Genomic DNA, 22729 nt, shown 5'->3' on the forward strand with positions numbered 1-22729 from the left:
CGACCATGAAGAAACCCATTCTTTCCTTGTCCGCCCTTTTCCTCGCCCTTGGTCTGAGCGGCACGGCCCTGGCCCAGAGCCAGCATGAACAGAGTCGACCGACCGGCGCCCCCGGCCAGGCTCCCGCCGCCGAGACGCCGCGCCCGGCGCAGCCGGCCCTGGGCGAGTCCTCGGACATTTCCGACGACGAGGTGGCGCGCTTCGCCGACGCCCAGCAGCGGGTGGAGGAGATCAAGGGCGCCTACCGGGTCAAGGTGCAGGAAAACACCGAGCAGCCCCAGCAGGCCATGGAGGTGCAGCGCGAGGCGCAGCGGAAGATGGTCCAGGCGGTGAAGGATTCCGGCCTGGAGGTGCGCAAGTACAATCAGATCGCCCAGTTGGCCCAGTACGATGCGGATCTGCGCGAGCGCATCGAGAAACAGCGCTAGTCCCGGGTTTTCAATGAGGGATGGGGAGGGGCACTCCTTGGCGTCCAGCCCCGCCACCGGCCCATCGGCGGCGGGGTCGCCCCTCCCCGTTTCCCTCGCCCTTCTAACGATCAGAATGTGACTTTCATGCCCAGCCAATAACGGCGGCCGTCTTCCACGTAGCCGTATTCATCCTGAAAGATCTCCTTGTCCGCCAGGTTGTACACGCCGGTGTTCAGGGTGGTGGTGGGGTTGAGCCGGAACGCCAGGCCCGCGTCCACCAGGGTGTTGGACGGCGCCACGATGCTGCTGCTGGACGGCCCGGTGATCGGCTGGCTCTCCTCGCCCCGGTAACGCACCGTCAGCCAGGGTGACAGGGTGTCGGTGGCGCGCCAGTCCATCTGCAGGCTGGCCAGGTGCTTGGGAATCTGGTTGAGCGGCTCGCCTTTGTATTCCCCGGATTTCTGTTCGGAGTCCGTGTAGCTGTAGCTCAGCGTCACGTCCAGCACCCGGGCGATGTTGGTGGACAGGGCCGCTTCCACGCCGCGGGTCATGGCCTCGTCCACGTTGACCCGGTAGGTGGGGTCCGAGCCGAACTGGTTCTCGCCGTCGGTACATACGGTGATCGGGCAGGCGATGCGGGTGATCTTGTCCTCGAAATCGTTATGGAACACGGTGACGCTGGCCTGCAGCGGCCGGCCGGCGTTGAAATACAGGCCGATTTCCTTGTTCACCGAGGTCTCCGGTTCCAGGTCCGGGTTACCGTAGATGTTGCCGCCCCGGCTCACCTGGCCCCAGCCCGGGGTGATCTCGCGCAGGGCCGGCGAACGGAAGCCGGTGGACACGCCGCCCTTGAGAGTCCAGCGCGGGGCGAAGCCCCACACCGCGTAGAGGCGCGGGCTTACGTGGCTGCCGTAGTTCTCGTCGTCGTCCAGGCGCAGGCCGCCGGTGAGGCTGACGTTACCCGGCAGCATCCACTCGTCCTCCACGAAGGCCGCCCATTTGGACGCGTCCACCTCGGTCAGATCGGAGATCTGGTTGGAGGTGCGGTCCGACAGTTCCTCTTTTTCAAACTGCCCGCCCAGGGTCAGCAGGTGGTTACCCAGAGGCAGCATCAGGCTGCTCTTGGCGGTGGTGTTGATGATGGTCATCTCGCGGGTTTCGTTCTCCGCGTCCTCGCGCTGGATATAGGTATCGGTGGTGCCGAAGTTCCAGCGGCCCACATGGCTCAAGGAGAGGATTTCATTGCTGAATTCGTTATCGGAATCGGTGCAGCCGCCCCGGCAGCCTTCGGCGGGGGCGCTGTAGCCGATCAGGGAGCGACGGCGCTGGTCGATGCGGCGCGCCTCCAGGGTCCAGTCCTGGTTATCAGTGGGCGTGAACGACAGGCGTGCGGCCAGGCTATTCAGCTTCTTCTCTTCGTAGCCGTCCACGAAACGGTCTTCTTCGCGATTGTAGGCGCTGCCGTAGAGCTGCAGGCCCAGGCGGTCTTCCACCAGCGGGCCGCTGACGTTGAAGTTGCCTTTCTGAATGTCGCCGGAACGGGGGTGATCCTGAAAAATGGTATCCAACTGGATACCGCCGCCCCACTCATCGGCCACCTTGCGGGTAATCACGTTGATCACGCCACCGATGGCGTCGGAGCCGTAGAGTGTGGACATGGGGCCGCGCACCACCTCGATGCGCTCGATGGCCTGCAACGGCGGCAGCCAGTCCTGCTCGAAGCCGGCGCTGCCGTTGGGGCGGGTCTCGCGGGTGGAGATCGGGCGCCCGTCCACCAGAATCAGGGTGTAGGAAGACGGCATGCCGCGCATCACGATGTCGGTGCCGTTGTCGCCGGCGCCGCCGCCGGTGATGGTGACCCCGGGGATGTCGCGCAGGGCGTCGGTGGCGTCCTGGTAATAACGCTGCTCCAGCTGCTCACGGCTGATCACGCTGATCGACGCCGGCGCGTCCTCGAGCTGCTGCGCGTGGCCGGAGGCGGTCACCGTCACCGCCCCCAGTTGATGATCGTTACCGCCGTCGTCGGCCAGGGCCGGCCCCGCGGCCACCACCAGAGCGAACGCGCCAACCCGGGTCAGAGCGACCCGCCAGATGCTTCCCATCCCAGTACTCCTCTTTATTCGCGATCAGACGTAAGCCTCGAAAAGATCACGAATGATATTCATTACTATTTGCAAATAAAGAGGATTTACATTCTATACAACCGCCTCCGGCAGCGGCTGTTCCGCCGGCAACCGCAGGTGCACCCGCAGCCCCGGGTGGCCGTTTTCCGCCCACAGCGTGCCGCCCTGGCGGGCCACCGCCCGGCGGGCGATGCTCAGCCCCAGACCGAAACCGCCGTCCGCCGGGCGCGCGCCGTCGAGCCGCACGAAAGGATCGAAAATAGCTTCCAGCCGGTCCTCCGGCACCCCGGGGCCCTGGTCGGCCACCCACAGGTGCCAGTGATCCCCTTCCAGCCGGCCCTCCAGCGCCACCCGGCCGCCGACGGGCGAATAGCGCACCGCGTTGCGCACCAGATTTTCCAGCGCCTGGGCCAGGTCATTGAGGTTGCCGCGCAGGCGGGCCTCGACGGGCACCCGGCAGGGAAACCGCTCCGCCGGCCAGCCGCTTTCGAAGGCGGCGTTCTCCGCCACCAGCTCCCACACCGCCGCCGGCGCCAGCGGCTCGGTGGCGGTGGTGCGCTGCTCGGTGTCGTGCCAGCCCAGGGCCAGGGTATCGCCCACCAGGGTGCGCATGGCGTGGACCTCCCGGGCCACCCGCCGACGCAGATCGGCCTCGCTCAGGTCGCTTTCCAGAGCCACGACCAGGCGACTGAGCGGCGTGCGCAGTTCGTGAGACAGGTCGTTGAGCAAGCGGCGCTGGGTCTCCAGTACCCCGGCAACCCGCTCGGCCATCTGATTGAAGCGGCGGCCCAGTTCGCCGAATTCGTCGCCGCGCCTGGCCAGATCCACATCCACCCGCGCCGCCGGGTCGTCCTGGAACGCCCGCACCCGCCCCTGCAATTGGCGCAGCGGCACCATCATGCGCCAGTACAGCAACCCGCCGGCGAGCAGCGCGATCAGCGCCGGCATTACGCCGAGTAGCAAGGCTTTCCAAAGCGGCCAGCGAGCGCCGGGCATATAGCGGGGCGGCAGCTGCATCACCAGGCCGCCGGCCTCCGGAGCCTGAGGGAACGGTACGCCGATGTAAGGCATGGCGGTCATGCGGAAACTCATGCGCCAATCCAACCGACGTTGAAAACGCAGCCCCGCCCGCTGCGCCTCGGTAAGCGGACGGCCACTCAGGGACGCATCCGCCCCGTCCACCACCATGACGTCGCCGGGCTCGCGGGTGCTCAGGGTATCCAACCAGCGGGCTACTCCGGCCTCGCCGTCGCGCCGCCAGGCCTGGTAGGCCTCACCCGCATAGCCACGCAGCACGGTCTTGGCTTCATCTCCCAACAGCACCACCCGGTCCGCCACCTCCCGGGTCAGGGTCCAGCTCAGCGCCACGGTGAGCACCGCGCTCAAACTCAGCAACAGCGCCAGCTTCCAGAACACCGAACGGCGGCCGGGCATCACAGCGCCTCGGTGAGGAAGGTGTAGCCCTGGCCCCACACCGTGCGCAGGGGCTGGCCGGGGAGGCCAGCGTCGCGCAACTTACGGCGCAGATGGCTGACGTGCAGATCCAGGCTGCGATCATGGCGGCCATAGCCACGGTGCAGCACGCTTTGATAAAGGAATGCTTTGCTGAGCACCTGGTCCGGCTGCTCCAATAACAGCTGCAGTAGCCGGAATTCACTGGTGGTGAGCGCCAGCGGCGTGCCGTGATAGAAGGCGCGCTGGCCGGCGCTGTCCAGAGTCAGCCCGCCGGCGCGCTGGTCACCCGGCGGCGCGCGACGCTCCAGGGCGACCCGGCGCAGCACCGCGTCCACGCGCACCGCCAGTTCCGCCATGCTGAACGGCTTCGGCAGGTAATCGTCGGCGCCACGCACCAGCCCGGTGATGCGGTCCTGCTCATCGCCGAGGGCGGACAGCAGAATCACCGGCACCGGATTGTCGCGGCGCAGTTCCGCCAGCACCTCCAGGCCGTTCAGACCGGGCAGCAGAATGTCCAGCATCACCAGATCAAAACGCTCGGCGCGGGCGGCGGCCAGGCCGGCGGCACCGTCCCGGTGCAGCGCCACCTGATGGCGGCGCTGGCGAAAATAGGCGAGCAGGTCCGCCGACAGCACGGGATCGTCTTCGATCACCAGCAGCCGGGCCGGACAGCCAAAGGTCTGAGCGTTCATTCGCGAATAATAGGCATTATCATCACGGCGCACTAGACCGGCTCTTACATTCCTTACATCCACGGACAAGTCGGAATATTGTTATCCGGGAACGATTCTTATTATCATGCCCAGGTTTCGGGGCTGCTGCCGGTGGATCAAGGGCGTTTTGGATAAGAAAGCGAAGGCTCGCTGGTTGAAGCGGTTTCATCAGTGGCACTGGATCAGTTCGGCGGTTTGCCTGGTCAGCATGGTGCTGTTCAGCGTTACCGGCATCACCCTGAATCACGCCGACGCCATCGGCGCCACGCCCAAGGTCAGGGACATTGAGCTGAACCTGCCACCGGCCCTGCTGGCCGGGCTGGAGAACCGCGAAAGCGGGCCACTGCCGGCGCCGCTGCGTGCCTGGCTGAAGCAGGAGAGCGGGCTGGCGGTGGACCAGCGTGCCGCGGAATGGTCCGACGCGGAGGTCTATCTGGCCCTGCCCCGCCCCGGCGGCGATGCCTGGCTGGCCATCGACCGGGCCGACGGCACGGTGCTGGCCGAGGACACCGACCGGGGCTGGGTGGCCCTGTTCAATGACCTGCACAAGGGCCGTCATGCCGGCGTGGTGTGGCGCTGGTTCATCGATATTTTCGCGGTCGCCACCCTGGTGTTCGCCGCCACCGGCCTGGTGCTGATGGCGCTGCACGCCAAACGGCGCCCGGCCACCTGGCCGGTGACCGCGCTGGGGCTGATCCTGCCCTGGCTGCTGATCGCCTTTTTCGTTCACTGAACATCGCTGTTGCAAGGAGCACCCATGCGTTTCGGGATTATGCGTTTCGCCATTACGCGTTTCGGTATCGCCGCCGCCCTGTGCGCCCTCACCGCCGGTGCCTGGGGCGCCGGGTTCAAGGTGGAATTGCAGGTGCCGCGCCTGCAGGTGGCCGAGTACCACGCTCCCTATGTGGCGTTCTGGGTGCGCCAGGCGGATTCCGGCGCGGTGACGCCGCTGGGGCTGTGGTACGACGACCAGGAAAAATGGCTCAAGGATCTGCGGCTGTGGTGGCGCCGTACCGGCCGTGGCCAGAGCACGCCCTACGACGGCCTGACCGGCGCTACCCGCCGACCGGGCACCCACACGGTGGACTTTTCCGAACTGCCGGCCCTGGCCGACCTGCCCAAGGGCGATTACGAACTGGTGGTGGAGGCGGCCCGCGAAGTGGGCGGCCGCGAGGTGGTGCGGCTGCCGTTCCACTGGCCCGTCACCGACACTACCACGGTGCGCGCCGACGGCGAACAGGAACTGGGTGCCGTGGAACTGTATCTGGCGCCCTGATCGCGCCGCCCCCGAACAACCACCGTCTTCAAGGAGAACGACATGAAACTGCTGCCCCTCGCCGGCGCCGCCCTGTCCGCGCTGATGCTGCTGAGCCCCGCCGCCCAGGCCCATAAACGCTGGCTGCTGCCCAGCCACACGGTGGTCTCCGACACCCAGTGGATCACCCTGGACACCAGCGCCTCCAACGACATTTTCTTTGTCGACAAGGCCTTTCCCCTGGGCGGCGTGCGGGTGACCGGCCCGGACGGCAAGGACGGCGAGATCGACAACCGCCTGGAAGGCCATCGCCGCAGCGTGTTCGATGTGCATCTGAGCCAGCAGGGCAGCTACCGGATCAGCCTGTTCCGCCCCCTGTACGTGGCGCTCTATGAACAGGACGGCGAGCGGCACCATCAGCGCGGCGACTCGCCGGAGGCACTGCTCAAGGCGATCCCGGAAGGCGCCGGCGAGGTGCGCATTTCCGAGGTGATCAGCCACCTGGAAACCTTCGCCACCGTGGGTGCGCCCACCACCGAGGGCCTGGCGCCCACCGGCAAGGGTCTGGAGCTGGCCCCGGTGACCCACCCCAACGACCTGTACGCCGGTGAAACCGCGCGCTTTCGCTTCCTGGTGGACGGCCAGCCGGTGCCCGGCCTGGAGGTGGAAGTGATGCCCGCCGGCACCCGCTACCGGGACAGTCAGGACGCCTGGACCGTGACCAGCAACGACCAGGGCGAGGTCTCTCTGGAATGGCCGGGCCCGGGCCGCTATTACCTGGAAGCCAGCCACGGCGATGACCGGGCCGACCACCCCCAGGCCAACGGCCGCCGGCTGCAGTACATGGGCACGTTCGAGGTGCTGCCGCTGTAGCGGAAGCAGTCCCATCGAAAAATCCGAACAAACCGTGCCGGTGAGGCGGTGGCTCCCGCCCCCGTCCACCGGCTAGGCTTGCAGTCTCATTCCAACGGCTTTCGTAAGGAGACGTTATGCGATCCGCCCTCGCCGGCCTGTTTGCCGCCGCCCTGCTCGCCACCGCCGCCCCGGCACTGGCCGCGCCCACCGAATACACCCTGGATCCGGGCCACACCCAGGTCCGTTTCTCCTGGAACCACTTCGGTTTTTCCGTGCCAGAGGCCAACTTCAACGACATCAGTGGCACCGTCACCGCCGACCCGGACAACCCCACCGACGCCCGCGTGAACGTGACCATCCAGGTGGACAGCATCGACACCCACGTGCCGGTGCTCAACGAGCATCTGCTCAATAAGCCGGAGTTCTTCAAGGCCAAGGAGCACCCCACCATCACCTTCAAGAGCACCGGCGTGCGCAACGTGGCCAAGGATAAACAATCCTTCGAGCTGGTGGGCGACCTGACCGTCAACGGCATCACCAAAGAAGTGGTGCTGGACACCACCGTCAATAAAGTGGGCGAGCACCCCATGTACGACGGCGCGCCGGCGGCCGGCTTCAACGCCACCACCACCCTGAAGCGCTCCGACTTCGGCATGGACGCCTATGTGCCGGCGGTCAGCGACGAGCTGGATGTGCGCATCACCGTGGAAGCGGTGGAAGCGGACGCTTTCGCCAAGAAGCAGGAAGGGTAAGACACCGTCCACCCCATCGCGACTGAAGCGGAATGCCGCCCAGTCGCGATTCCCCCCAAACCCACCCCCGAAATAACGTGCATTTGTGCCGCACGTTCGGTATAGTCCGCCTCCCTTCATTTCAGGGCCACGCCGGCACCGCACTGATCGACAAGCCCGGCCTAGCGCCCGTCCACCGAAAGGTCTGTGCATGTCGTTCGATACCCTGGGCCTGCCCGAGTCTTTGCTCGGCGCAATCGCCCGTCTTGGCTTTGAAACTCCGTCTCCGATTCAAGAACGCAGTATTCCCGCCCTGCTGGAAGGCCGCGACCTGCTGGGTCAGGCGCAAACCGGCACCGGCAAAACCGCTGCCTTCGGCCTGCCCCTGCTGGCCCGTCTTGATCCGGCACTGAAAGCACCACAAATGCTGGTGCTCGCTCCCACCCGTGAACTGGCTCTGCAGGTCGCGGAAGCTCTGGAAACCTTTGCCTACGGCATGCCCGGCATCACCGTGACGCCGATTTACGGCGGCGGTGGTTACCGGGATCAGCTGCGCGCCCTGAAAAGCGGCTCCCAGGTGATCGTCGGCACCCCCGGCCGGGTCATGGACCATATGGAGCGGGGCAGCCTGCGCCTGGACCAGCTGCGCGCCCTGGTGCTGGACGAAGCGGATGAAATGCTGCGCATGGGCTTTATCGACGACGTGCGATGGGTGCTGGAACGCACCCCCGCCGCCTGTCAGCTGGCGCTGTTCTCCGCCACCATGCCGCCGGCGATCAAGACCATCGCCGATCAGCATCTGAAAACCCCGGAATGGATTCGCATCGATGGCGGCGGCGCCAGCACCGGCGAACACATCCGCCAGCGCTACTGGCCGGTGGCCGGCATCAACAAGCTGGATGCCCTGTGCCGGATTCTGGAAGCCGAGCGCCACGACGGCGTGATCGTGTTCGCGCGCACCAAGCAGGCCACCATCAACCTGGCCGAGCAACTGCAGGGCCGTGGTTTCCGGGTGGAAGCGCTCAACGGCGACATGCCCCAGGCGCAGCGCGAAACCACCGTGGCGCGCCTGCGCGAGCACCGCATCGACCTGCTGGTGGCCACCGACGTGGTGGCCCGGGGCCTGGACGTGCCGCGTATCACCCACGTGTTCAACTACGACATGCCCACCGATCCGGAAGCCTATGTGCACCGCATCGGCCGCACCGGCCGTGCCGGCCGTGACGGCGAGGCGATCCTGTTCGTGGCACGCCGCGAGCAGGGCCTGCTGCGCGGTATCGAGCGCACCACCGGCCAGCGACTGACGATGATGGACCTGCCGTCGGTGGACGACCTGAACCAGCGCCGCCGGGACGCCTTCCGGGATCGCCTTAGCGGCGCTTTAAAGCACGCCGAAACGGACGCTAACCGGGCGTTTCTGGCGGAACTGTCCCAGGAGCTGGAACTGCCAGCGGAAGATCTGGCGGTGGCCCTGGCCACCCTGATGTTCGAGAAGGAACCCCTGTTCCTGAAGGCCGTGCCCGTCCGTGCCCCCCGGGAAATGCGCGAAGTCCGCGAGCCGCGCGCCAAGCACGGCGACCGCAAGCCGGCCGGCAAACGCGAGCGTAAAGCCGGCAAGGCGGCCCGCCCGGCGGGCCCGATGAAGATCTACCGCGTCGCAGTGGGCGAGACCCACGGGGTCAGACCCGGAAATCTGGTCGGGGCGATTGCCAATGAGGCAGGGTTGAGCAGTGCGCAGATCGGGGCGATCAAGATTCATCAGGACCACAGCACGGTGCAGCTGCCGGAGGCGCTGAGCGCCAAGCAGCTGCATCAGCTGCGCACCGCCCGGGTGTGTCAGAAAATGCTGGAACTGGAAGTGGTGTAAGCCGTCCGGGGCGGCGGCGCCCGCCGCTGCCCCTTTTCAATCAGCTCAAAGATTCAGTCCACCCGGAAGCCGACGTTCACGACCACCTGGAAGTGAGCGACCTGGCCGTTTTCCACGTGCCCGCGGGTCTCCTTGACCTCGAACCATTCCACGTTATCCACGGTTTTGCCGGCCGCCGCGACGGCGTTGCGCACCGCATCCTGGATGCTGTCCTTGGATGAACCGACCAGCTCCAGTTTCTTGTAAACGTGCTCGCTCATGTTTGCCTCCTTTCGTGACTGTCCCTCCAGGTTTGATTGCCAGGCGCCTTGCTTTCAAGAGCGCCGGCGCGGGTTTTACGGTTATTTCGCAAATCACGCGACCCTGACGCCAGTCAAGAGACGGTGCCCGGTGGGGCTTGAATCGCCGGCGGCGGGCCTTACTCTGAAAAGGGAAAGGCTGTCAGAAGGAGTTGCACCATGAGCACCCAAGGCAAACTGCATCCCTGGAACTGGCTGAGCAAGGAAACCAGCCGCGACCGGCCGCTGCCCCAGCGGCGCCCGTCCCATCCGCTGCTGCGCTGGGATCGGGAATTCGACAACTGGTTCGAGCAGATGCTCGGCGATATGGCCTGGACCACCCCGGCGCCCCACGCCGAGCCGTCGGCGCCGTTCCGCCCGAGTATCGACATCGTGGAGAAACCGGACCGGTATGTGATCACCGTGGAGGTGCCCGGCCTCGGTCGCGACGATCTGTCCGTGGAGCTGGACGGGGACGCCCTGGTGATCAGCGGCCGCAAGGAAGAAACCCGTCTCAACGACGAGGACGGCTATCACTACAGCGAGCGACGCTTCGGCCGCTTCCAGCGGTTGCTCACGCTGCCCGCCGACGCCGACGGCGACGCCCTCAGCGCCGCCTTCGACAACGGGCTGCTGACCCTGGACGTGCCGCGCCACGAAAACCATCCGCGCAGCACCCGCAGCATCGACATCCGCTGAGCCGGCCGGGCCGTCAGCGCCGGGCCAGCGTCAGCGCTTCCGCCGGCAGCTTGTCCGGGTGGAACCGGTTGACCGGCGCGTCCGGGTCCGGGTAGCCCAGCGACAGGCCGCACAGCAGTTGATAGTGAGCGGGGATCTCGAAGTGGCGCTCCAGGGGCGAGCGCCACAGGCCCAGGGCACCCTGGGCACAGCTGCCCAGCCCCTCGTCCACGGCGGCCAGCATCAGCGTCTGCAGAAAGAGGCCCGCGTCCAGCACGCTGTAGACACCCAGCCCCCGATGAACGAACAGGAAAAGCGCCGCTGGCGCGTCGAAAAAGCGGAAGTTGGCGGCCATTTGCCGGTGTCGGGCCCGGTGATCCTCCCGCCCGATGCCCAGTAACCGATACAGGCCGCGCCCGGTGGCCACGCGCCGGGGCTGGAGGTCATCCGGGTAGCGCTGCACCGGCCGGAAATCCCCGTCCGGCAGACCCGAATCCCGGCGCAGGGCCGCCAGGGCCTTTTTCCAGGCCGGCGCCCGCTGCAGCGGGGCCAGCCGTTCAAAGCGGCGGCTCAGGTCATCACGCAGCGTTTCCAGCACCGGACCGGTGGCCACGGCGATCTGATAGGGCTGGGTATTCGACCAGCTCGGCGCGGTCGCCGCCCGCGCCAGCAAACGCTCCAGCACCGGCTCGGGCACCGGCCGTTGGCTGAAGGCTCGCACGCTGTGGCGCCCGTTCAGGGCGTCGATAAATTCCATGAAGGTTCCCGTTTCCGTCAGTGAGACTGGCGGCATTCTGGCAAATCCGTACACTGGCCCGCCATGACCCGATGCGACGCCACCCCCTCCGTTTCGATCACCCCGACGCTGCAGCGCGGCGCCAATTTCTCCCGTTGCCGCCGCTACCGCTATGCCCTGTGGCGCCGCTGGGGCGACGGCGAGGATTATGTGCTGCTGGTGGGCCTGAACCCGTCCACCGCCGACCATCGCCAGGACGACCCCACCATTCGTCGCTGCATCGGCTTCGCCCGGGACTGGGGCTATTCCGGCCTGTGCGTGGCCAATCTGTTCGCGTTCCGGGCCACCTACCCCCGCGACCTGTTCGCCGCCGACGACCCGGTGGGCCCGCGCAACGACTGGTGGCTGCGGCGCCTGGCCGGCGACGCCGCGCTGGTGGTGGCGGGCTGGGGCAACCATGGCACCCATGGCGACCGGGCCGCGCGCGTGCGACGCTCCCTGGGGGACCTGCATTGCCTGCGCCTGAACGGCTCCGGCGAGCCCGCCCATCCGCTCTATCTGCCGAAAACCCTGACGCCGTTCCCGATGCCGCCGCGCTGAGGCGTCAGCACGCCATTCTTTGCATCGCCTTCACGCTCCCTTGGCGACAATCCTCCGCCTGTTACCAGGACTGTGTACCAGGGAGTGAACCGGTGACCGACCGATTCCAGACACGCAATATCCTGGCCGCGCGGGTGATGGGGGTCGCCGGCCTGATTCCGTTCTATACCTTTGCCCTGCTGGCCTGGCACGACGGCCTGCGGATCGGCGCGCTGACCGCGGTGGTCAGCTACGCCGCCGTGATCCTGTCGTTTCTCGGCGCGGTGCACTGGGGGCGGGCGCTGGCGCGGCTGGACAGCCGCAACCACATCGGCACCCTGGTGTTCGGCGTGGTGCCGGCGCTGCTCGGCTGGGTGGCGCTGCTGCTGCCGGTGGAATTTTCCCTGCCGATGCTGATCGCCGGGCTGGTGTTCGTGTGGGGCACCGAACAGATGATGTTCTTCGACGTTCTTCCGCCCTGGTACCGCCACCTGCGGCATCTGCTCACCGGCGCCTCGGTGCTGGCGCTGATGATCGCCTGGGCGGCGGCGATGATGCCTATGTTCTGACAGCGGAGTTCTGAAACCCGGGCTCTGAAACCTGTCATTTTCCCCGCGGCGGCGCTCCGCTAGAATCCACGCAATTGTACTGGAGGGATCCATGGCCGCCGTTCGCCGTTTGCCCCTGATCGGGGTCCGATCACTGGCGCTGTTCGCGCTGTGCCTGCCGCTGCTGGGCGGCTGCGATGATACCGCCAAGGCCGCGCCGCCGCCGCCCGCCTCGCCGGTGACCTTCCAGAACGACGTGCGCCCGATCCTGGAAACCAAATGCATCGCCTGCCACGGCTGCTACGACGCGCCCTGCCAGCTGAAGCTGGAAACCGCCGCCGGGCTGGACCGTGGCGCCTCCACCGAACCGGTCTACAAACAGCGCACCAAGGCCGCGGACCCCTCCCGCCTGTTCATCGACGCCACCACCACCGCCGATTGGCGGGAACGAGGGTTTTTCTCGGTGATCGACAGCACCGAGGGGCTGGAGGCGTCCCTGCTGTATCGCATGCTGGAACTGGGCCGCGCCCATGAGTTCACCCCCGGCGAGCCGCTGCCGGATGACATCCAGCTGGGTTTGAAGCGGGAAAACCAGTGCCCCACGCCGGAGCGCATGGACGAGTACGCCGAGGCACACCCGCTGGGCGGCATGCCGCTGGGCACGCCGGCGCTCACCGACCAGGAGTTCGCCACCCTCCGCGCCTGGCTGGCCGCCGGCGCGCCGCCGGGCAGCGACGAAGTACAGCTGTCCGCGGACGAGCAGCGTCAGATCCGCGCCTGGGAAAGCTGGCTTAACCGGGACGGCAAGCGCCAACAGCTGGTGGCCCGCTGGGTGTTCGAGCACCTGTTCCTGGCGCATCTGTATTTCGACGACGGCAGCGGCCGCCGGCCGGACCATTTCTTCACCCTGGAGCGCTCCCGAACGGCGCCGGGCAAGGCGCTGGTGCCGGTGGCCACGTCACGCCCCAACGACCCGCCCGGCGGCGAGTTCTGGTACCGGCTGCGGCCGGTGAAGGGCACCATCGTGCACAAGACCCATATCACCTACGCGCTCAGCGACGCCAAGCGGCAGCGCATGGAGACATTGTTCTTCGCCGAGCCCTGGACGGTGAGCAAGCTGCCCGGCTATGGCGAGGACGAGCGCGCCAACCCGTTCACCACCTTCGCCGCCCTGCCCGCCCGCGCCCGCTACCAGCTGATGCTGGACGACGCCGAGTACTTCGTGCGCACCTTTATCCGCGGCCCGGTGTGCCGTGGCCAGATCGCCACCGACGTGATCCGCGATCGCTTCTGGGCGGTGTTCCAGGACCCGGACCACGACCTTTACATCACCGACGCGGACTACCGCGCCAGCACCTCGCCCCTGCTCGGCCTGCCCGGCCAGGAAGGCACGCTGCTCGACCTGGGCCCGGAATGGATTCGCTACAGCAAGCGGCGCAACGACTACCTGCGCCAACGCCACGACGCCTATGCCCGGTCCGCGCCCTCCGGGCCGGACTGGGACAGCATCTGGAACGGCGACGGCGATAACAGCAATGCGCTGCTGACCATCTTCCGGCACCACGACAATTCCTCGGTGCGGCAGGGGCTGATCGGCGATTACCCGCTGACCACCTGGGTGATGGACTATCCCCTGTTCGAGCGTTCCTATTACAACCTGGTGGTCAACTTCGACGTGTTCGGCTCGGTGTCCCATCAGGCGCAGACGCGGCTCTACTTCGACCTGATCCGCAACGGCGCCGAACAGAACACCCTGCGTTTCCTGCCGGCGGCGGCCCGCAAGGGCCTCCTCGACGACTGGTATCAGAAAACCGGCAAGTTGAAACTGCTGATCAGTTACGCCGACGCGGACGGTGAAACACCCACCGCCATCGACTACCACAGCGCCACGCCCATGGCCGAGTTCAACGCCGGCCTGCTGTCGCGGTTCGCGGCCATCAATGCCCGCCCGGACCCGATCAACCGCTGCGGCGACGACGAGTGCGTACGGGAAACGGCCAGCGCCCTGGAGCGCCAGGTGGAAACCGCCCTGGCGCCGCTGGCCTCGCGGCCGGCCGCCGATCTGCCGGTGATCAACTGGATGCCCGAGGCCAGCCTGCTGCTGGTGGACGGCGACCGGGACAGCACCGTTTACTCGCTGCTGCGCAACCGGGCCCATTCCAACGTGGCCTTCCTGTTCGGCGAGTCGCTGCGCTACCAACCGGAAAAGGACACCCTGACGATCTACCCGGGCGTGCTGCTCAGCTACCCCAACTTCATGTTCCAGGTGGCCGCCGCGGACCTGCCCGCCTTCGCCGGCGCCATGGAAGCGGCGCGCGACGAGGCCGACTTCACCGCCCTGGTGGAACGCTTCGGCCTGCGCCGCACCGAAACCGATTTCTGGCAACGGGTGCAGGCGCCGCTGCGCTACATGGAGCAACACGAACCGATCCAGGCCGGCATCCTCGACCTCAACCGCTACGGCAATTTCTAAGCGATGAACCAAAAAAAAGCCCCGCTAAGAAGCGGGGCTTAAACACTACCGTCATAGCATGCCTGCCGGAGCAGGCTCCCGAGCCTGATGACGATATTTCTCTCATGCGTTCCAGTGTGGCCGATAGGATGGCAGCCAGCGCCCCGGACTGGTATTGTCGCCCGTGACTAATTCATGGTCATTCGCGACAAACCCCGCCCTGGCCCCGGAAACGAGGACGATATGTATCAAGTCAGTGTACTTGCCTACGACGGCGTATTCGCCTCGGCCCTCACCGGGGTCATGGATTTGCTCAACCTGACCGGCGTGACCTGGAACCGCATCCACGGCCAGCCGCTCAACCGCCAGTTCAAGGTGCAGGTGGTGTCCCGGGGCGGCCAGCCGGTGCGCTGCACCGCCGGCATGCGCATCGCCGTGGACAATGCCCTGGAACGGGTGGACCAGTGCGATCTGGTGATCGTGCCGACCATCGGCAATGAGATCACGCAGGTGCTGCACCAGGAACAGGAAAGCCTGGAATGGCTGCGCTTTCTCCACGCCGGCGGCGCCGACCTGGCCAGCAACTGCACCGGCGCCTTCCTGCTCGCCGAAGCGGGCCTGCTGGACGGTCGCCGCGCCACCACCCACTGGGGCTACAGCCGTCTGTTCCGGGAACGCTATCCGCAGGTGAACCTGGACGAGCGCGAGCTGATCACCCGCGACGGCAATATTTTCTGCGCCGGCGGCGGCACCGCCTGGCGGGATCTGACGATCCTGCTGGTGGAGCGTTATTGCGGCGCCGATCTGGCCCGGGAGTTGGCCAAGGCGTTCGTCATCGACGTGCGCAACGACCCGCAAAGCGTGTACGCCGGCCTGCCCGCCAAGACCTACCACCGGGACGAACAGGTGCAACAGGTGCAGGCCTGGCTGCACGAACATTTCGCCGAGGGCACCACCCTGGCGGACCTGGCCGAACGGGTACATCTGAGCCCCCGGCAGTTGCAGCGGCGCTTCACCAACGCCCTGGGCGAGCCGCCGCTGCAATATCTGCAGCGGGTACGCATCGAGGCGGCGCGCAAGATGCTGGAACGGGGCGCCACCAATCTGAGCCATCTGGCCGAACAGGTGGGCTATCAGGACGTGAGCAGCTTTTCCCGGCTGTTCAAGCGCCACACCGGTCTGTCCCCCAGTCATTACCGGCAGCGTTTCGCCCGGGTCGGCGCGCTGCGCGACTGAGCCCGGCGGCGCGGCGCGGTGACGGGCCCCGGCGACCCTGCTACCGTACGTCGCCATGAACGACTTTTACGAACGGCTCGATAACGCCCTGGGGGCGGTGGTGGGGTTTCTGTGGGGGCCCCCGCTGGTCACGCTGCTGGTGGGCGGCGGTCTGTTTTTTCTGCTCTATTCCCGGTTGCTGCCCTATCGTCATCTGCCCGACGGCGTGCGGCTGCTGTTCAGCGGCCCGGACCGGGACGACGAGGGCACCCTTTCCCATTTCCAGGCGCTCAGCACCGCCCTGTCCGGCACCCTGGGCATGGGCAACGTGGCCGGCGTGGCGGTGGCGATCTCGGTGGGCGGCCCCGGCGCCATCTTCTGGATGTGGGTGAGTGCCCTGGTCGGCATCGCCACCAAGTTCTACACCTGTACCCTGGCGGTGATGTACCGCGGCCGCGACAGCGAAGGCACCCTGCAGGGCGGGCCCATGTACATCATCCGCGAGGCCCTGGGGCCGCGCTGGCGTCCACTGGCCTATTTCTTTGCCCTGGCCGGGCTGCTCGGCACCATGCCGATCTTCCAGATCAACCAGCTCACCGAGGTGGTGCGGGTGGCCATCGCCATTCCCGCCGGCTGGACCGCCGGCGACGCCCATTTCGGCTTCGATCTGCTGTTCGGCCTGATCCTGGCGGCGCTGGTGCTGGTGGTGGTGGCGGGCAAGCTGCCGCGCATCGGCAAGGTTACCGGCGTGCTGGTGCCGGCGATGATCGTCGGTTATCTGCTGCTCACCGCCGTGACCCTGTTCAGCCACGCGGACCAGGTCGGCCCGGCGCTGATGCTGATCGTGCGTGACGCCTTCACCGGCGAGGCCGCCGCCGGCGGCGTGCTCGGCGCGGTGATCATCACCGGCATCCGGCGCGCCGCCTTCTCCAATGAGGCCGGCATCGGCACCGAAGCCATGGCGCACGGCGCCGCGCGCACCGGCGAACCGGTGCGCGAGGGCCTGGTGGCCATGCTCGGCCCGATCATCGATACCCTGATCGTCTGTACCTGCACCGCGCTGGTGATCCTGATCAGCGGCGTCTGGGAAAGCGGCGACGACAATGGGGTCAGCCTGACCCTGGCGGCCTTCGAGGCCCTGTTCGTCGATCACAGTGGGATCCTGGTGGCGGTGCTGGTGGGCGTGTTGAGCCTGAGCACGGTGGTCACTTTCTGGTATTACGGCGCCAAATGCCTGGGCTTTCTGATCGGCGCCCGCCACCAGCATCACTATGTCTGGTTCTATCTGTGCCTGGTGGTGATCGGCTCGGTGGCCTCCCTGGATCTGGTGATCAAGGTGCTGGACAGCATGTACGCGCTGATGGCGCTGCCCACCATGCTGGCCGCGTTGCGGCTGGCGCCCCGGGTCAACCAGGCGGCGAGAACCTATTTCCAGCAACGGCCACGTGAGGGGAATTGACAGCACCTTGACGCGCCGCGCCCAATAATAAAATGTGAATTAAAGGAGAGGGTACCGTGCAGAATCTGTCCGTGTTGCTGGTGGAAGACCATCGTCAGCTGGCCCAGACCGTGGTGGAATTCCTGGAACAGGAAGGCGCCATGGTGGACTACGCCAGCGACACCATGCTGGCCCGATCGCTGGTCCAGGAACATCATTATGACATCCTGATTCTCGACGTCATGCTGCCCGGCGAGGACGGCTATACCTTTTGCCAGGCCCTGCGTAAGGAAATGGCCAAGGACATGCCGGTGATCTTCATGACCGCCCGAGATCAGCTCGACGACAAGCTGGAAGGGTTCGCCCGCGGCGGCGACGATTACATCGTCAAACCCTTCGCCCTGCCGGAGCTGGTGGCACGGGTGCGCGCTCTGGTGCGTCGGGAACGCCGCGAAGTGGCCGCCAATCTGCTCACGGTGGCCGATCTGGAACTGGATCCCGCCCGTCAGGAAGTGCGTCGCGCCGGCCAATTATTGAAGCTTTCGCCCACCGCGTTTCGTATTTTACGAATTTTGATGCGCGAATCGCCGAAGGTAGTCAGCCGTGAGCAACTCGAGCATGAACTGTGGGGTGACCTGGTGCCGGACTCCGACGCACTGCGTAGTCACTTGTATAACTTGAGAAAAGCCGTCGACAAGCCATTTGAAAATGCGTTATTGGAAACGCAGCCCGGCGTCGGTTTCAGCATCCGGCCGCCACGGGAAGACTGAGTGGGCCACTTGCGGTGTGGCGTTCACGGGCACAGAATGATGCCCTCATTCACCGACTAAACACGATAACGAATATGAATTGGGGGAAAAGCCACTCATTCTCGGAATTCGTCGACATCCAATTACTGGACCTGCAATCCCGGTTCGGTATGGCGATGTGGTTTCTGACGAGACAACGCGGTGAGGAATGGCTGCTTTTAAACGCTTGTGGCCAGGGATATGACCTGGGACGCGGCGATATGCTGCGCTGGCGTGACAGCATTTGTCATCGCCGGGTCAGCGAACAGGGCCCGCTGATCTGTCCCGACGTGGAGGATGAGCCGCTTTATAACGATGCGCCCATCACCCGTCGGCTTTCGATCCGTGCTTACATCGGCCTGCCGCTGCGCGACCAGAACGATCGCCTGTTCGGCACGCTGTGCGCCATGGACCCCGCGCCCCAGCCGCTGCTCGACCAGAGCGATATCCGCGAGGCGCTGCGCCGCCAGTGCCACCTGCTGGAAACCGCCCTGATCTGGAATCTGGCCGGCCTGGACCAGCGCCGCATCGCCGAGTTTCTGGAGGAAGAAAGCCGTGACCCGGACACCGATCTGCTTGATCGCATCGGCTGGGGCCGCATTCTCGACCAGGAGCGCCGGCGCTGTGAGGATTACGGCCTGGAAGGGGTGGTGCTGCGCCTGCACGGCGCCATGCTGTGCGCCGAGCAGCGCCAGATGGTGGCGGATTCCATCGCCGCCCTGATCCGTCACCAGGACATGGCCGCCTATCTGGGCCACGATCAGTTCGCGGTGCTGCTCACCGAAAGCAATCTGGCTTACGCCGAAGAGGTGCGCCAGCGCCTGCTGGACGCGCTCAACGCCAAAGGCGTACTGATGCGTTGCGACGCGGAGTCCCTGTCCCTGATGCGCGGCCTGATGCAACCCCAGGTGCTGTTAGAAGGCGCCATGCACTGACCCCCCGGCGTCAATCGCCGAAGCGAACCCGCACCTCGGTCCCCTTGCCCGGCTGGCTGGCCACATCCAGTGACCACTGGAAGCGCTCACACAGGCGCTGCACGATGGCCAGACCCAGCCCGTGCCCGCCTTCGCTGCTGGTGCCGCGCTCGAACGGCTTGAGAAAACGGGCCAGTTCCTGGGCGTCCATGCCGGCACCGGTATCTTCCACGTGGATGGCGTTGTCGGCGACGACGATGGTGACCTGCCCGGACCCGCTGTAATTGATGGCGTTGCGCACCAGGTTGGTGAGCACGATATTGAGCACGGTCTCCGAGGCACGCAGGGTCAGCAGCGCGGTCTGGCGCACCTGCAGGCGGATCTGCTTGCGCTCCGCCAGCGGCTGCAAACGGTCCAGCAGGTTCACCGCCACGTCGTTGACCACCAGATCCTCTTCCTGCACCGGCTGCTGTTCGGTGCGCGCCAGCAACAGCAGGGTTTCCACCAACGATTCCATATCGTCCACGGTATCGCTCATGCGACCGATAATGGGCCGGTCACCGACCTGCCGGGCCAGCAGTTCCAGGTTGGCGCGGAACACCGCCAGCGGCGTGCGCAGTTCATGGCTGGCGTCGCGGGTGAACTGCCGCTCCCGCTCCACGAAACGCAGCAGCCGATCGGCGTAGGCGTCCAGCGCGGCCAGCAGCACCGCGGCCTCGCTGCCGGGCTCCGCCTCCACCGCCTCCAGGTCCGGACGGGCCTGGGTGGGATCGTCCGCATCGGTATGGCGAAGGATTTCCGAGAGCTTGACCAGCGGCGACACCAGCGCGCGGGATTTGCGCCAGCCCAGGAACGACGTGAGATAAATCACCAGCAGCACGGCGGTGAGCGGCAGGATGCCGAACAGGAACGCCAGCACCGACACCCGCTGCTCGTCGAAAATCAGATAAAGGCGGGCGTCACCGTGGTGTTCGATATAGACGATGGGGTTTTCGCCGTCGAGATGAACCCGCTGGTAACCGTCCGGCAGGTCGGCCAGCACCGGCGGCACCGGGTCCCGGGTGTCGTCGTCTTCCAGCAGGCCCAGCAGATGGCGGGTGTTGGGACGCGGGAAGTCGTCATCGCGGTCGTGCAGGCTCCAGTAATGCTCCGCCTCCTTGATCAGCGCTTCCTTGACCAGCACCTGCTCGATGATCTGGGCGGTGGCCCAGACCCCGAACACCGTGGCCATGCTGATAAACAGAATCTGGATCAGGAAAACCCTGGTCAGACGGTGCTGAACGCCTTTTCTTGCCATGTCCTTCCCGGTATCCCCACTGCCCGCCGGCCGCTTCACGGATCGCGGCGAAACAGGTAGTGCCCCACGAACCATTCCTCGCCGTCACCATAATTGAACAGCTCGGCGCAGGCCATGAAAAACATGCGCCAGCGCTGCAACCACAGCGCCCCTTCGCCCTCGCCATAGCCTTCGTCGAGCAGCGCCACCAGTTCGTCCCGGCGCTGATCGGCGTTGTCCAGCCAGGCCTCCAGGGTGCGCCCGTAGTGGCGGCCGTTGACCGCCCAGCGCTGCTCTTCCACCAGTTCGCCGGCGCAACGCGGCAGCCAGTCGTAGGCGGGCATCACGCCGCCGGTGAAGAAGTAGCGCCCCATCCAGTTGCTGGCGCCTTCGGTCTCGAACAGATAGGTGAGCGAGCGGTGGCAGAAGATGTGCACGAACAGCTTGCCACCGGGGTTCAGCCAGTCGTGCACGCGGCGCATCAACTCGCTGTGGTTGCGCATGTGCTCGAACATCTCCACGGACACCACCCGGTCGAAACACTGGCCCGGCTGAAATTGCGCCACGTCGGCGGTCAGCACGCGCAGGTTGGTCAGTCCCAGGCGGGCGGCGCGGGCGGTGATCCAGGCGCGCTGGGTCGCGGAATTGCTGATTGAGGTGATGCGGCTGTCCGGATAGTGCTCGGCCATCCACAGGGACAGGGAGCCCCAGCCGCACCCCAGTTCAAGAATGTCCTGGCCGTCGTCCAGGCCGGCCCGTTCGCAGGTCAGCGCCAGCATCGACTTTTCCGCCTGCGCCAGGGTCGACGACGGGCTGTCCCAGTAGCCGCTGGAATATTTCAGATGGGGGCCCAATACCTTTTCGTAGAAGCGGGAATCCACCTCATAGTGCTGTTCGTTGGCCTCGTCCTGGGCCACCGCGATGGGCCCCCGGGACAGTTCTTCCAGCAGCCGGGGCTGCTGATCCCCGCGCCGCTCTTCCTGGTGCAGGCGTTTGCGCAGCAAACGATGAATGCCGGCGCGAATCAGCCGGTCCGGCAGCAGGCCGGACTCCGCCATGCGAATGATCATTGACGCGGTCTCCAGGGAATAAAGGGGCTGGTGGTCCGTTGGTACTCGCGGTAATCGTCACCACGGGATTTGAGCGCCTGCTTCTCGGTGTAGGGGATGCCGGTGACGAACCACAAAAACAGGAACATGGCCACCGGCAGCAGCCACAGCCAGGGCCAGTGCGGCGCGGTGGCGGCGGCGATCAGCGGATAGCTGAACCAGTGCAGCCACTCGAAGAAATAGTTGGGATGGCGGGAATAGCGCCACAGCCCTTCCCGGCAAGTCTTACCCTTGCTGTCCGGGCGCGCCTTGAAGCGCGCCAGCTGCCGGTCCGCCAGGGCTTCACCGACGATGGCCACCACCCCCACCACCAGGCCCAGATTCACGAACAACGGAATGAAATCCGGTTGCCGGCTGATCGCCCACAACGGCAAGGAGAACAGCCAGGCGAGACCGGCCTGCAGCCAGAACACCAGCAGGAACACCGGCTGAGCGGCGCCGCCCAGGCGTTCGCGCATGGCCGCGTAGCGTCCATCCTCGCTGCCTTCGCCCACCACGCGCTTGAGAATATGGCTGCCCAGGCGCAGCGACCAGGCCAGCAGCAGCACGCCGGCGATCAGCCTCGGCACGCTTTCGCCCTCGCCCACCAGCAGGTACGCCAGCCCGGTGATGCCGGTGCCGAAACTCCAGGCCACGTCCACGTAACCGGCGTTGCCGTTGAGCCACTGCACCGCCCAGGCCAGGCTGAACGCCATCAGCAGCAGTGCCAGGCTGAACCAGAGTATCTCAGGCATAGTCGTGTACCTCCTTGTCCGAACCACGGGCCAGTCGGCGGGCCCAGAACGCCAAAGCGGGCACCACCAGGGCCCAGACCACGCAATAGGTCATCGCCAGCGGCCACCAGCCGTGGGGCGTGGTGGCCGCGCCCAAATGAATGCCGACGCTCACCGAGAACACCCCGCCCACGCCGCCGAACACCGCCGCCAGCGCCAGCCTTGGTCGCAACCAGGCCAGGCTGTAGTTGAAGCTCACCGCGAAGCCCAGCCACAGCGCCCAGATCCAGGCCGGCGCCAGCCAGCTCATGGACCAATCCTGATAACGGATCAGCCCGGGCGCCAGCCAGGCCGGCTCGCACAGCACACAGGCCAGCGCGCCGACGGCCAGCAGCGGCAGATCCCGGCGCCAGCCCCGATTGAGGGCCCACACCAGCGCCTGCATCACCACCAATACCATCAGCGCCCAGCCACCCCAACCCCGGGCGCCACCGTAAACGGCGACGAACCAGAGCAGTTGGAAACCCACGAAGTTGACCGCCAGCGCGGCGAATGATCGATTCATGCGACGGAGCTTGGGCCCGCCACCGTCAAAA

At 66.3% G+C, this 22729-nt stretch carries 23 protein-coding genes; 14 read left to right on the forward strand and 9 right to left on the reverse strand.

Features of this window, described 5'->3' with window-relative positions; all coding sequences use genetic code 11:
* Positions 1-5 precede the first annotated feature (5 nt).
* Positions 6-428 (forward strand): DUF4168 domain-containing protein, encoded by a 423-nt coding sequence (locus ACLD0W_RS13220; RefSeq protein ID WP_410307947.1) that lies wholly within the window; start codon positions 6-8, stop codon positions 426-428.
* A gap of 110 nt (positions 429-538) precedes the next feature.
* On the opposite strand, the gene ACLD0W_RS13225 is transcribed toward ACLD0W_RS13220, so the two are convergent.
* The 3 genes from ACLD0W_RS13225 to ACLD0W_RS13235 all read right to left on the reverse strand — a co-directional run bounded on the left by ACLD0W_RS13225 (position 539) and on the right by ACLD0W_RS13235 (position 4680).
* Positions 539-2512, reverse strand: a complete 1974-nt coding sequence (locus ACLD0W_RS13225; protein ID WP_410307948.1) for a ligand-gated channel protein — start codon at positions 2510-2512, stop codon at positions 539-541.
* Between the two features lie 93 nt (positions 2513-2605).
* Positions 2606-3967 (reverse strand): histidine kinase sensor domain-containing protein, encoded by a 1362-nt coding sequence (locus ACLD0W_RS13230; RefSeq protein ID WP_410307949.1) that lies wholly within the window; start codon positions 3965-3967, stop codon positions 2606-2608.
* A complete protein-coding gene (locus ACLD0W_RS13235) occupies positions 3967-4680 on the reverse strand; it encodes a response regulator transcription factor (RefSeq protein WP_410307950.1) in 714 nt (237 codons plus the stop codon). The genes ACLD0W_RS13230 and ACLD0W_RS13235 overlap by 1 nt, the downstream gene beginning before the upstream one ends.
* Before the next feature lie 175 nt (positions 4681-4855).
* Here ACLD0W_RS13235 and ACLD0W_RS13240 point away from each other — a divergent pair, with 175 nt between their 5' ends.
* The 5 genes from ACLD0W_RS13240 to ACLD0W_RS13260 all read left to right on the forward strand — a co-directional run bounded on the left by ACLD0W_RS13240 (position 4856) and on the right by ACLD0W_RS13260 (position 9409).
* Positions 4856-5434: a PepSY-associated TM helix domain-containing protein gene (locus ACLD0W_RS13240; protein ID WP_410307951.1), complete on the forward strand. Its 579-nt coding sequence runs from the start codon at positions 4856-4858 to the stop codon at positions 5432-5434.
* Between the two features lie 24 nt (positions 5435-5458).
* Positions 5459-5977: a DUF2271 domain-containing protein gene (locus ACLD0W_RS13245; RefSeq protein WP_410307952.1), complete on the forward strand. Its 519-nt coding sequence runs from the start codon at positions 5459-5461 to the stop codon at positions 5975-5977.
* A 42-nt stretch (positions 5978-6019) separates the two neighbouring features.
* A complete protein-coding gene (locus tag ACLD0W_RS13250; protein ID WP_410307953.1) occupies positions 6020-6829 on the forward strand; it encodes a DUF4198 domain-containing protein in 810 nt (269 codons plus the stop codon).
* 116 nt (positions 6830-6945) lie between these two features.
* Positions 6946-7563 carry a YceI family protein gene (locus tag ACLD0W_RS13255; protein ID WP_410307954.1) on the forward strand — a complete coding sequence of 206 codons (618 nt, stop codon included), beginning with the start codon at positions 6946-6948 and terminating at the stop codon, positions 7561-7563.
* A 190-nt stretch (positions 7564-7753) separates the two neighbouring features.
* Entirely contained in the window at positions 7754-9409 is a 1656-nt protein-coding gene (locus ACLD0W_RS13260) for a DEAD/DEAH box helicase (RefSeq protein ID WP_410307955.1), read from the forward strand.
* Positions 9410-9462: 53 nt separating this feature from the next.
* Here the strand turns inward: ACLD0W_RS13260 and ACLD0W_RS13265 are convergent, their stop codons facing one another.
* Positions 9463-9669: a dodecin gene (locus ACLD0W_RS13265; RefSeq protein WP_410307956.1), complete on the reverse strand. Its 207-nt coding sequence runs from the start codon at positions 9667-9669 to the stop codon at positions 9463-9465.
* 198 nt (positions 9670-9867) lie between these two features.
* Here ACLD0W_RS13265 and ACLD0W_RS13270 point away from each other — a divergent pair, with 198 nt between their 5' ends.
* Positions 9868-10386: an Hsp20/alpha crystallin family protein gene (locus tag ACLD0W_RS13270; protein WP_410307957.1), complete on the forward strand. Its 519-nt coding sequence runs from the start codon at positions 9868-9870 to the stop codon at positions 10384-10386.
* A gap of 13 nt (positions 10387-10399) precedes the next feature.
* Here the strand turns inward: ACLD0W_RS13270 and ACLD0W_RS13275 are convergent, their stop codons facing one another.
* The gene (locus ACLD0W_RS13275; protein WP_410307958.1) at positions 10400-11122 is read right to left on the reverse strand and encodes a nitroreductase; all 723 of its coding nucleotides are present in this window, start codon (positions 11120-11122) and stop codon (positions 10400-10402) included.
* Positions 11123-11185: 63 nt separating this feature from the next.
* Between ACLD0W_RS13275 and ACLD0W_RS13280 the strand changes: the two genes are divergently transcribed.
* The 7 genes from ACLD0W_RS13280 (at position 11186) to ACLD0W_RS13310 (ending at position 19056) form a co-directional block, all read left to right on the forward strand.
* Complete coding sequence (locus tag ACLD0W_RS13280; RefSeq protein ID WP_410307959.1) at positions 11186-11701, forward strand: DUF1643 domain-containing protein; 516 nt, start codon at positions 11186-11188, stop codon at positions 11699-11701.
* A 92-nt stretch (positions 11702-11793) separates the two neighbouring features.
* On the forward strand, positions 11794-12249 hold the full coding sequence (locus ACLD0W_RS13285; protein ID WP_410307960.1) for a DUF3429 domain-containing protein: 456 nt from the start codon (positions 11794-11796) through the stop codon (positions 12247-12249).
* A gap of 91 nt (positions 12250-12340) precedes the next feature.
* On the forward strand, positions 12341-14701 hold the full coding sequence (locus tag ACLD0W_RS13290; protein WP_410307961.1) for a fatty acid cis/trans isomerase: 2361 nt from the start codon (positions 12341-12343) through the stop codon (positions 14699-14701).
* Positions 14702-14923: 222 nt separating this feature from the next.
* On the forward strand, positions 14924-15916 hold the full coding sequence (locus tag ACLD0W_RS13295; protein WP_410307962.1) for a GlxA family transcriptional regulator: 993 nt from the start codon (positions 14924-14926) through the stop codon (positions 15914-15916).
* A 55-nt stretch (positions 15917-15971) separates the two neighbouring features.
* Complete coding sequence (locus ACLD0W_RS13300) at positions 15972-17354, forward strand: alanine/glycine:cation symporter family protein (protein ID WP_410307963.1); 1383 nt, start codon at positions 15972-15974, stop codon at positions 17352-17354.
* Positions 17355-17410: 56 nt separating this feature from the next.
* Positions 17411-18103 (forward strand): response regulator transcription factor, encoded by a 693-nt coding sequence (locus ACLD0W_RS13305; protein ID WP_410307964.1) that lies wholly within the window; start codon positions 17411-17413, stop codon positions 18101-18103.
* 239 nt (positions 18104-18342) lie between these two features.
* On the forward strand, positions 18343-19056 hold the full coding sequence (locus ACLD0W_RS13310; RefSeq protein ID WP_410307965.1) for a GAF domain-containing protein: 714 nt from the start codon (positions 18343-18345) through the stop codon (positions 19054-19056).
* A gap of 10 nt (positions 19057-19066) precedes the next feature.
* On the opposite strand, the gene ACLD0W_RS13315 is transcribed toward ACLD0W_RS13310, so the two are convergent.
* Genes ACLD0W_RS13315 through ACLD0W_RS13330 form a run of 4 tightly spaced genes read right to left on the reverse strand, consistent with a single transcriptional unit; the run spans position 19067 to position 22698 of the window.
* Positions 19067-20332, reverse strand: a complete 1266-nt coding sequence (locus tag ACLD0W_RS13315; RefSeq protein ID WP_410307966.1) for a sensor histidine kinase — start codon at positions 20330-20332, stop codon at positions 19067-19069.
* Between the two features lie 35 nt (positions 20333-20367).
* Positions 20368-21381, reverse strand: coding sequence for an SAM-dependent methyltransferase (locus ACLD0W_RS13320; RefSeq protein WP_410307967.1), 1014 nt, complete (start codon positions 21379-21381; stop codon positions 20368-20370).
* Positions 21378-22154 (reverse strand): DUF1295 domain-containing protein, encoded by a 777-nt coding sequence (locus tag ACLD0W_RS13325; RefSeq protein ID WP_410307968.1) that lies wholly within the window; start codon positions 22152-22154, stop codon positions 21378-21380. Before ACLD0W_RS13325 ends, ACLD0W_RS13320 begins: the two co-directional genes overlap by 4 nt.
* A complete protein-coding gene (locus ACLD0W_RS13330) occupies positions 22147-22698 on the reverse strand; it encodes a DUF2878 domain-containing protein (RefSeq protein WP_410307969.1) in 552 nt (183 codons plus the stop codon). Before ACLD0W_RS13330 ends, ACLD0W_RS13325 begins: the two co-directional genes overlap by 8 nt.
* Positions 22699-22729: the final 31 nt, after the last annotated feature.

Source organism: Alloalcanivorax sp. C16-1 (genome assembly GCF_046507805.1).
Taxonomy (GTDB): domain Bacteria; phylum Pseudomonadota; class Gammaproteobacteria; order Pseudomonadales; family Alcanivoracaceae; genus Alloalcanivorax.

Bases quoted from the DNA above. Each gene is read 5' to 3' on its own strand.
- ACLD0W_RS13220 (WP_410307947.1), top strand. From the start codon at position 6: ATGAAGAAACCCATTCTTTCCTTGTCCGCCCTTTTCCTCGCCCTTGGT.
- ACLD0W_RS13225 (WP_410307948.1), bottom strand. From the start codon at position 2,512: ATGGGAAGCATCTGGCGGGTCGCTCTGACCCGGGTTGGCGCGTTCGCT.
- ACLD0W_RS13230 (WP_410307949.1), bottom strand. From the start codon at position 3,967: ATGCCCGGCCGCCGTTCGGTGTTCTGGAAGCTGGCGCTGTTGCTGAGT.
- ACLD0W_RS13235 (WP_410307950.1), bottom strand. From the start codon at position 4,680: ATGAACGCTCAGACCTTTGGCTGTCCGGCCCGGCTGCTGGTGATCGAA.
- ACLD0W_RS13245 (WP_410307952.1), top strand. From the start codon at position 5,459: ATGCGTTTCGGGATTATGCGTTTCGCCATTACGCGTTTCGGTATCGCC.
- ACLD0W_RS13250 (WP_410307953.1), top strand. From the start codon at position 6,020: ATGAAACTGCTGCCCCTCGCCGGCGCCGCCCTGTCCGCGCTGATGCTG.
- ACLD0W_RS13255 (WP_410307954.1), top strand. From the start codon at position 6,946: ATGCGATCCGCCCTCGCCGGCCTGTTTGCCGCCGCCCTGCTCGCCACC.
- ACLD0W_RS13260 (WP_410307955.1), top strand. From the start codon at position 7,754: ATGTCGTTCGATACCCTGGGCCTGCCCGAGTCTTTGCTCGGCGCAATC.
- ACLD0W_RS13265 (WP_410307956.1), bottom strand. From the start codon at position 9,669: ATGAGCGAGCACGTTTACAAGAAACTGGAGCTGGTCGGTTCATCCAAG.
- ACLD0W_RS13270 (WP_410307957.1), top strand. From the start codon at position 9,868: ATGAGCACCCAAGGCAAACTGCATCCCTGGAACTGGCTGAGCAAGGAA.
- ACLD0W_RS13275 (WP_410307958.1), bottom strand. From the start codon at position 11,122: ATGGAATTTATCGACGCCCTGAACGGGCGCCACAGCGTGCGAGCCTTC.
- ACLD0W_RS13280 (WP_410307959.1), top strand. From the start codon at position 11,186: ATGACCCGATGCGACGCCACCCCCTCCGTTTCGATCACCCCGACGCTG.
- ACLD0W_RS13290 (WP_410307961.1), top strand. From the start codon at position 12,341: ATGGCCGCCGTTCGCCGTTTGCCCCTGATCGGGGTCCGATCACTGGCG.
- ACLD0W_RS13295 (WP_410307962.1), top strand. From the start codon at position 14,924: ATGTATCAAGTCAGTGTACTTGCCTACGACGGCGTATTCGCCTCGGCC.
- ACLD0W_RS13300 (WP_410307963.1), top strand. From the start codon at position 15,972: ATGAACGACTTTTACGAACGGCTCGATAACGCCCTGGGGGCGGTGGTG.
- ACLD0W_RS13310 (WP_410307965.1), top strand. From the start codon at position 18,343: ATGCTGCGCTGGCGTGACAGCATTTGTCATCGCCGGGTCAGCGAACAG.
- ACLD0W_RS13315 (WP_410307966.1), bottom strand. From the start codon at position 20,332: ATGGCAAGAAAAGGCGTTCAGCACCGTCTGACCAGGGTTTTCCTGATC.
- ACLD0W_RS13320 (WP_410307967.1), bottom strand. From the start codon at position 21,381: ATGATCATTCGCATGGCGGAGTCCGGCCTGCTGCCGGACCGGCTGATT.
- ACLD0W_RS13325 (WP_410307968.1), bottom strand. From the start codon at position 22,154: ATGCCTGAGATACTCTGGTTCAGCCTGGCACTGCTGCTGATGGCGTTC.
- ACLD0W_RS13330 (WP_410307969.1), bottom strand. From the start codon at position 22,698: ATGAATCGATCATTCGCCGCGCTGGCGGTCAACTTCGTGGGTTTCCAA.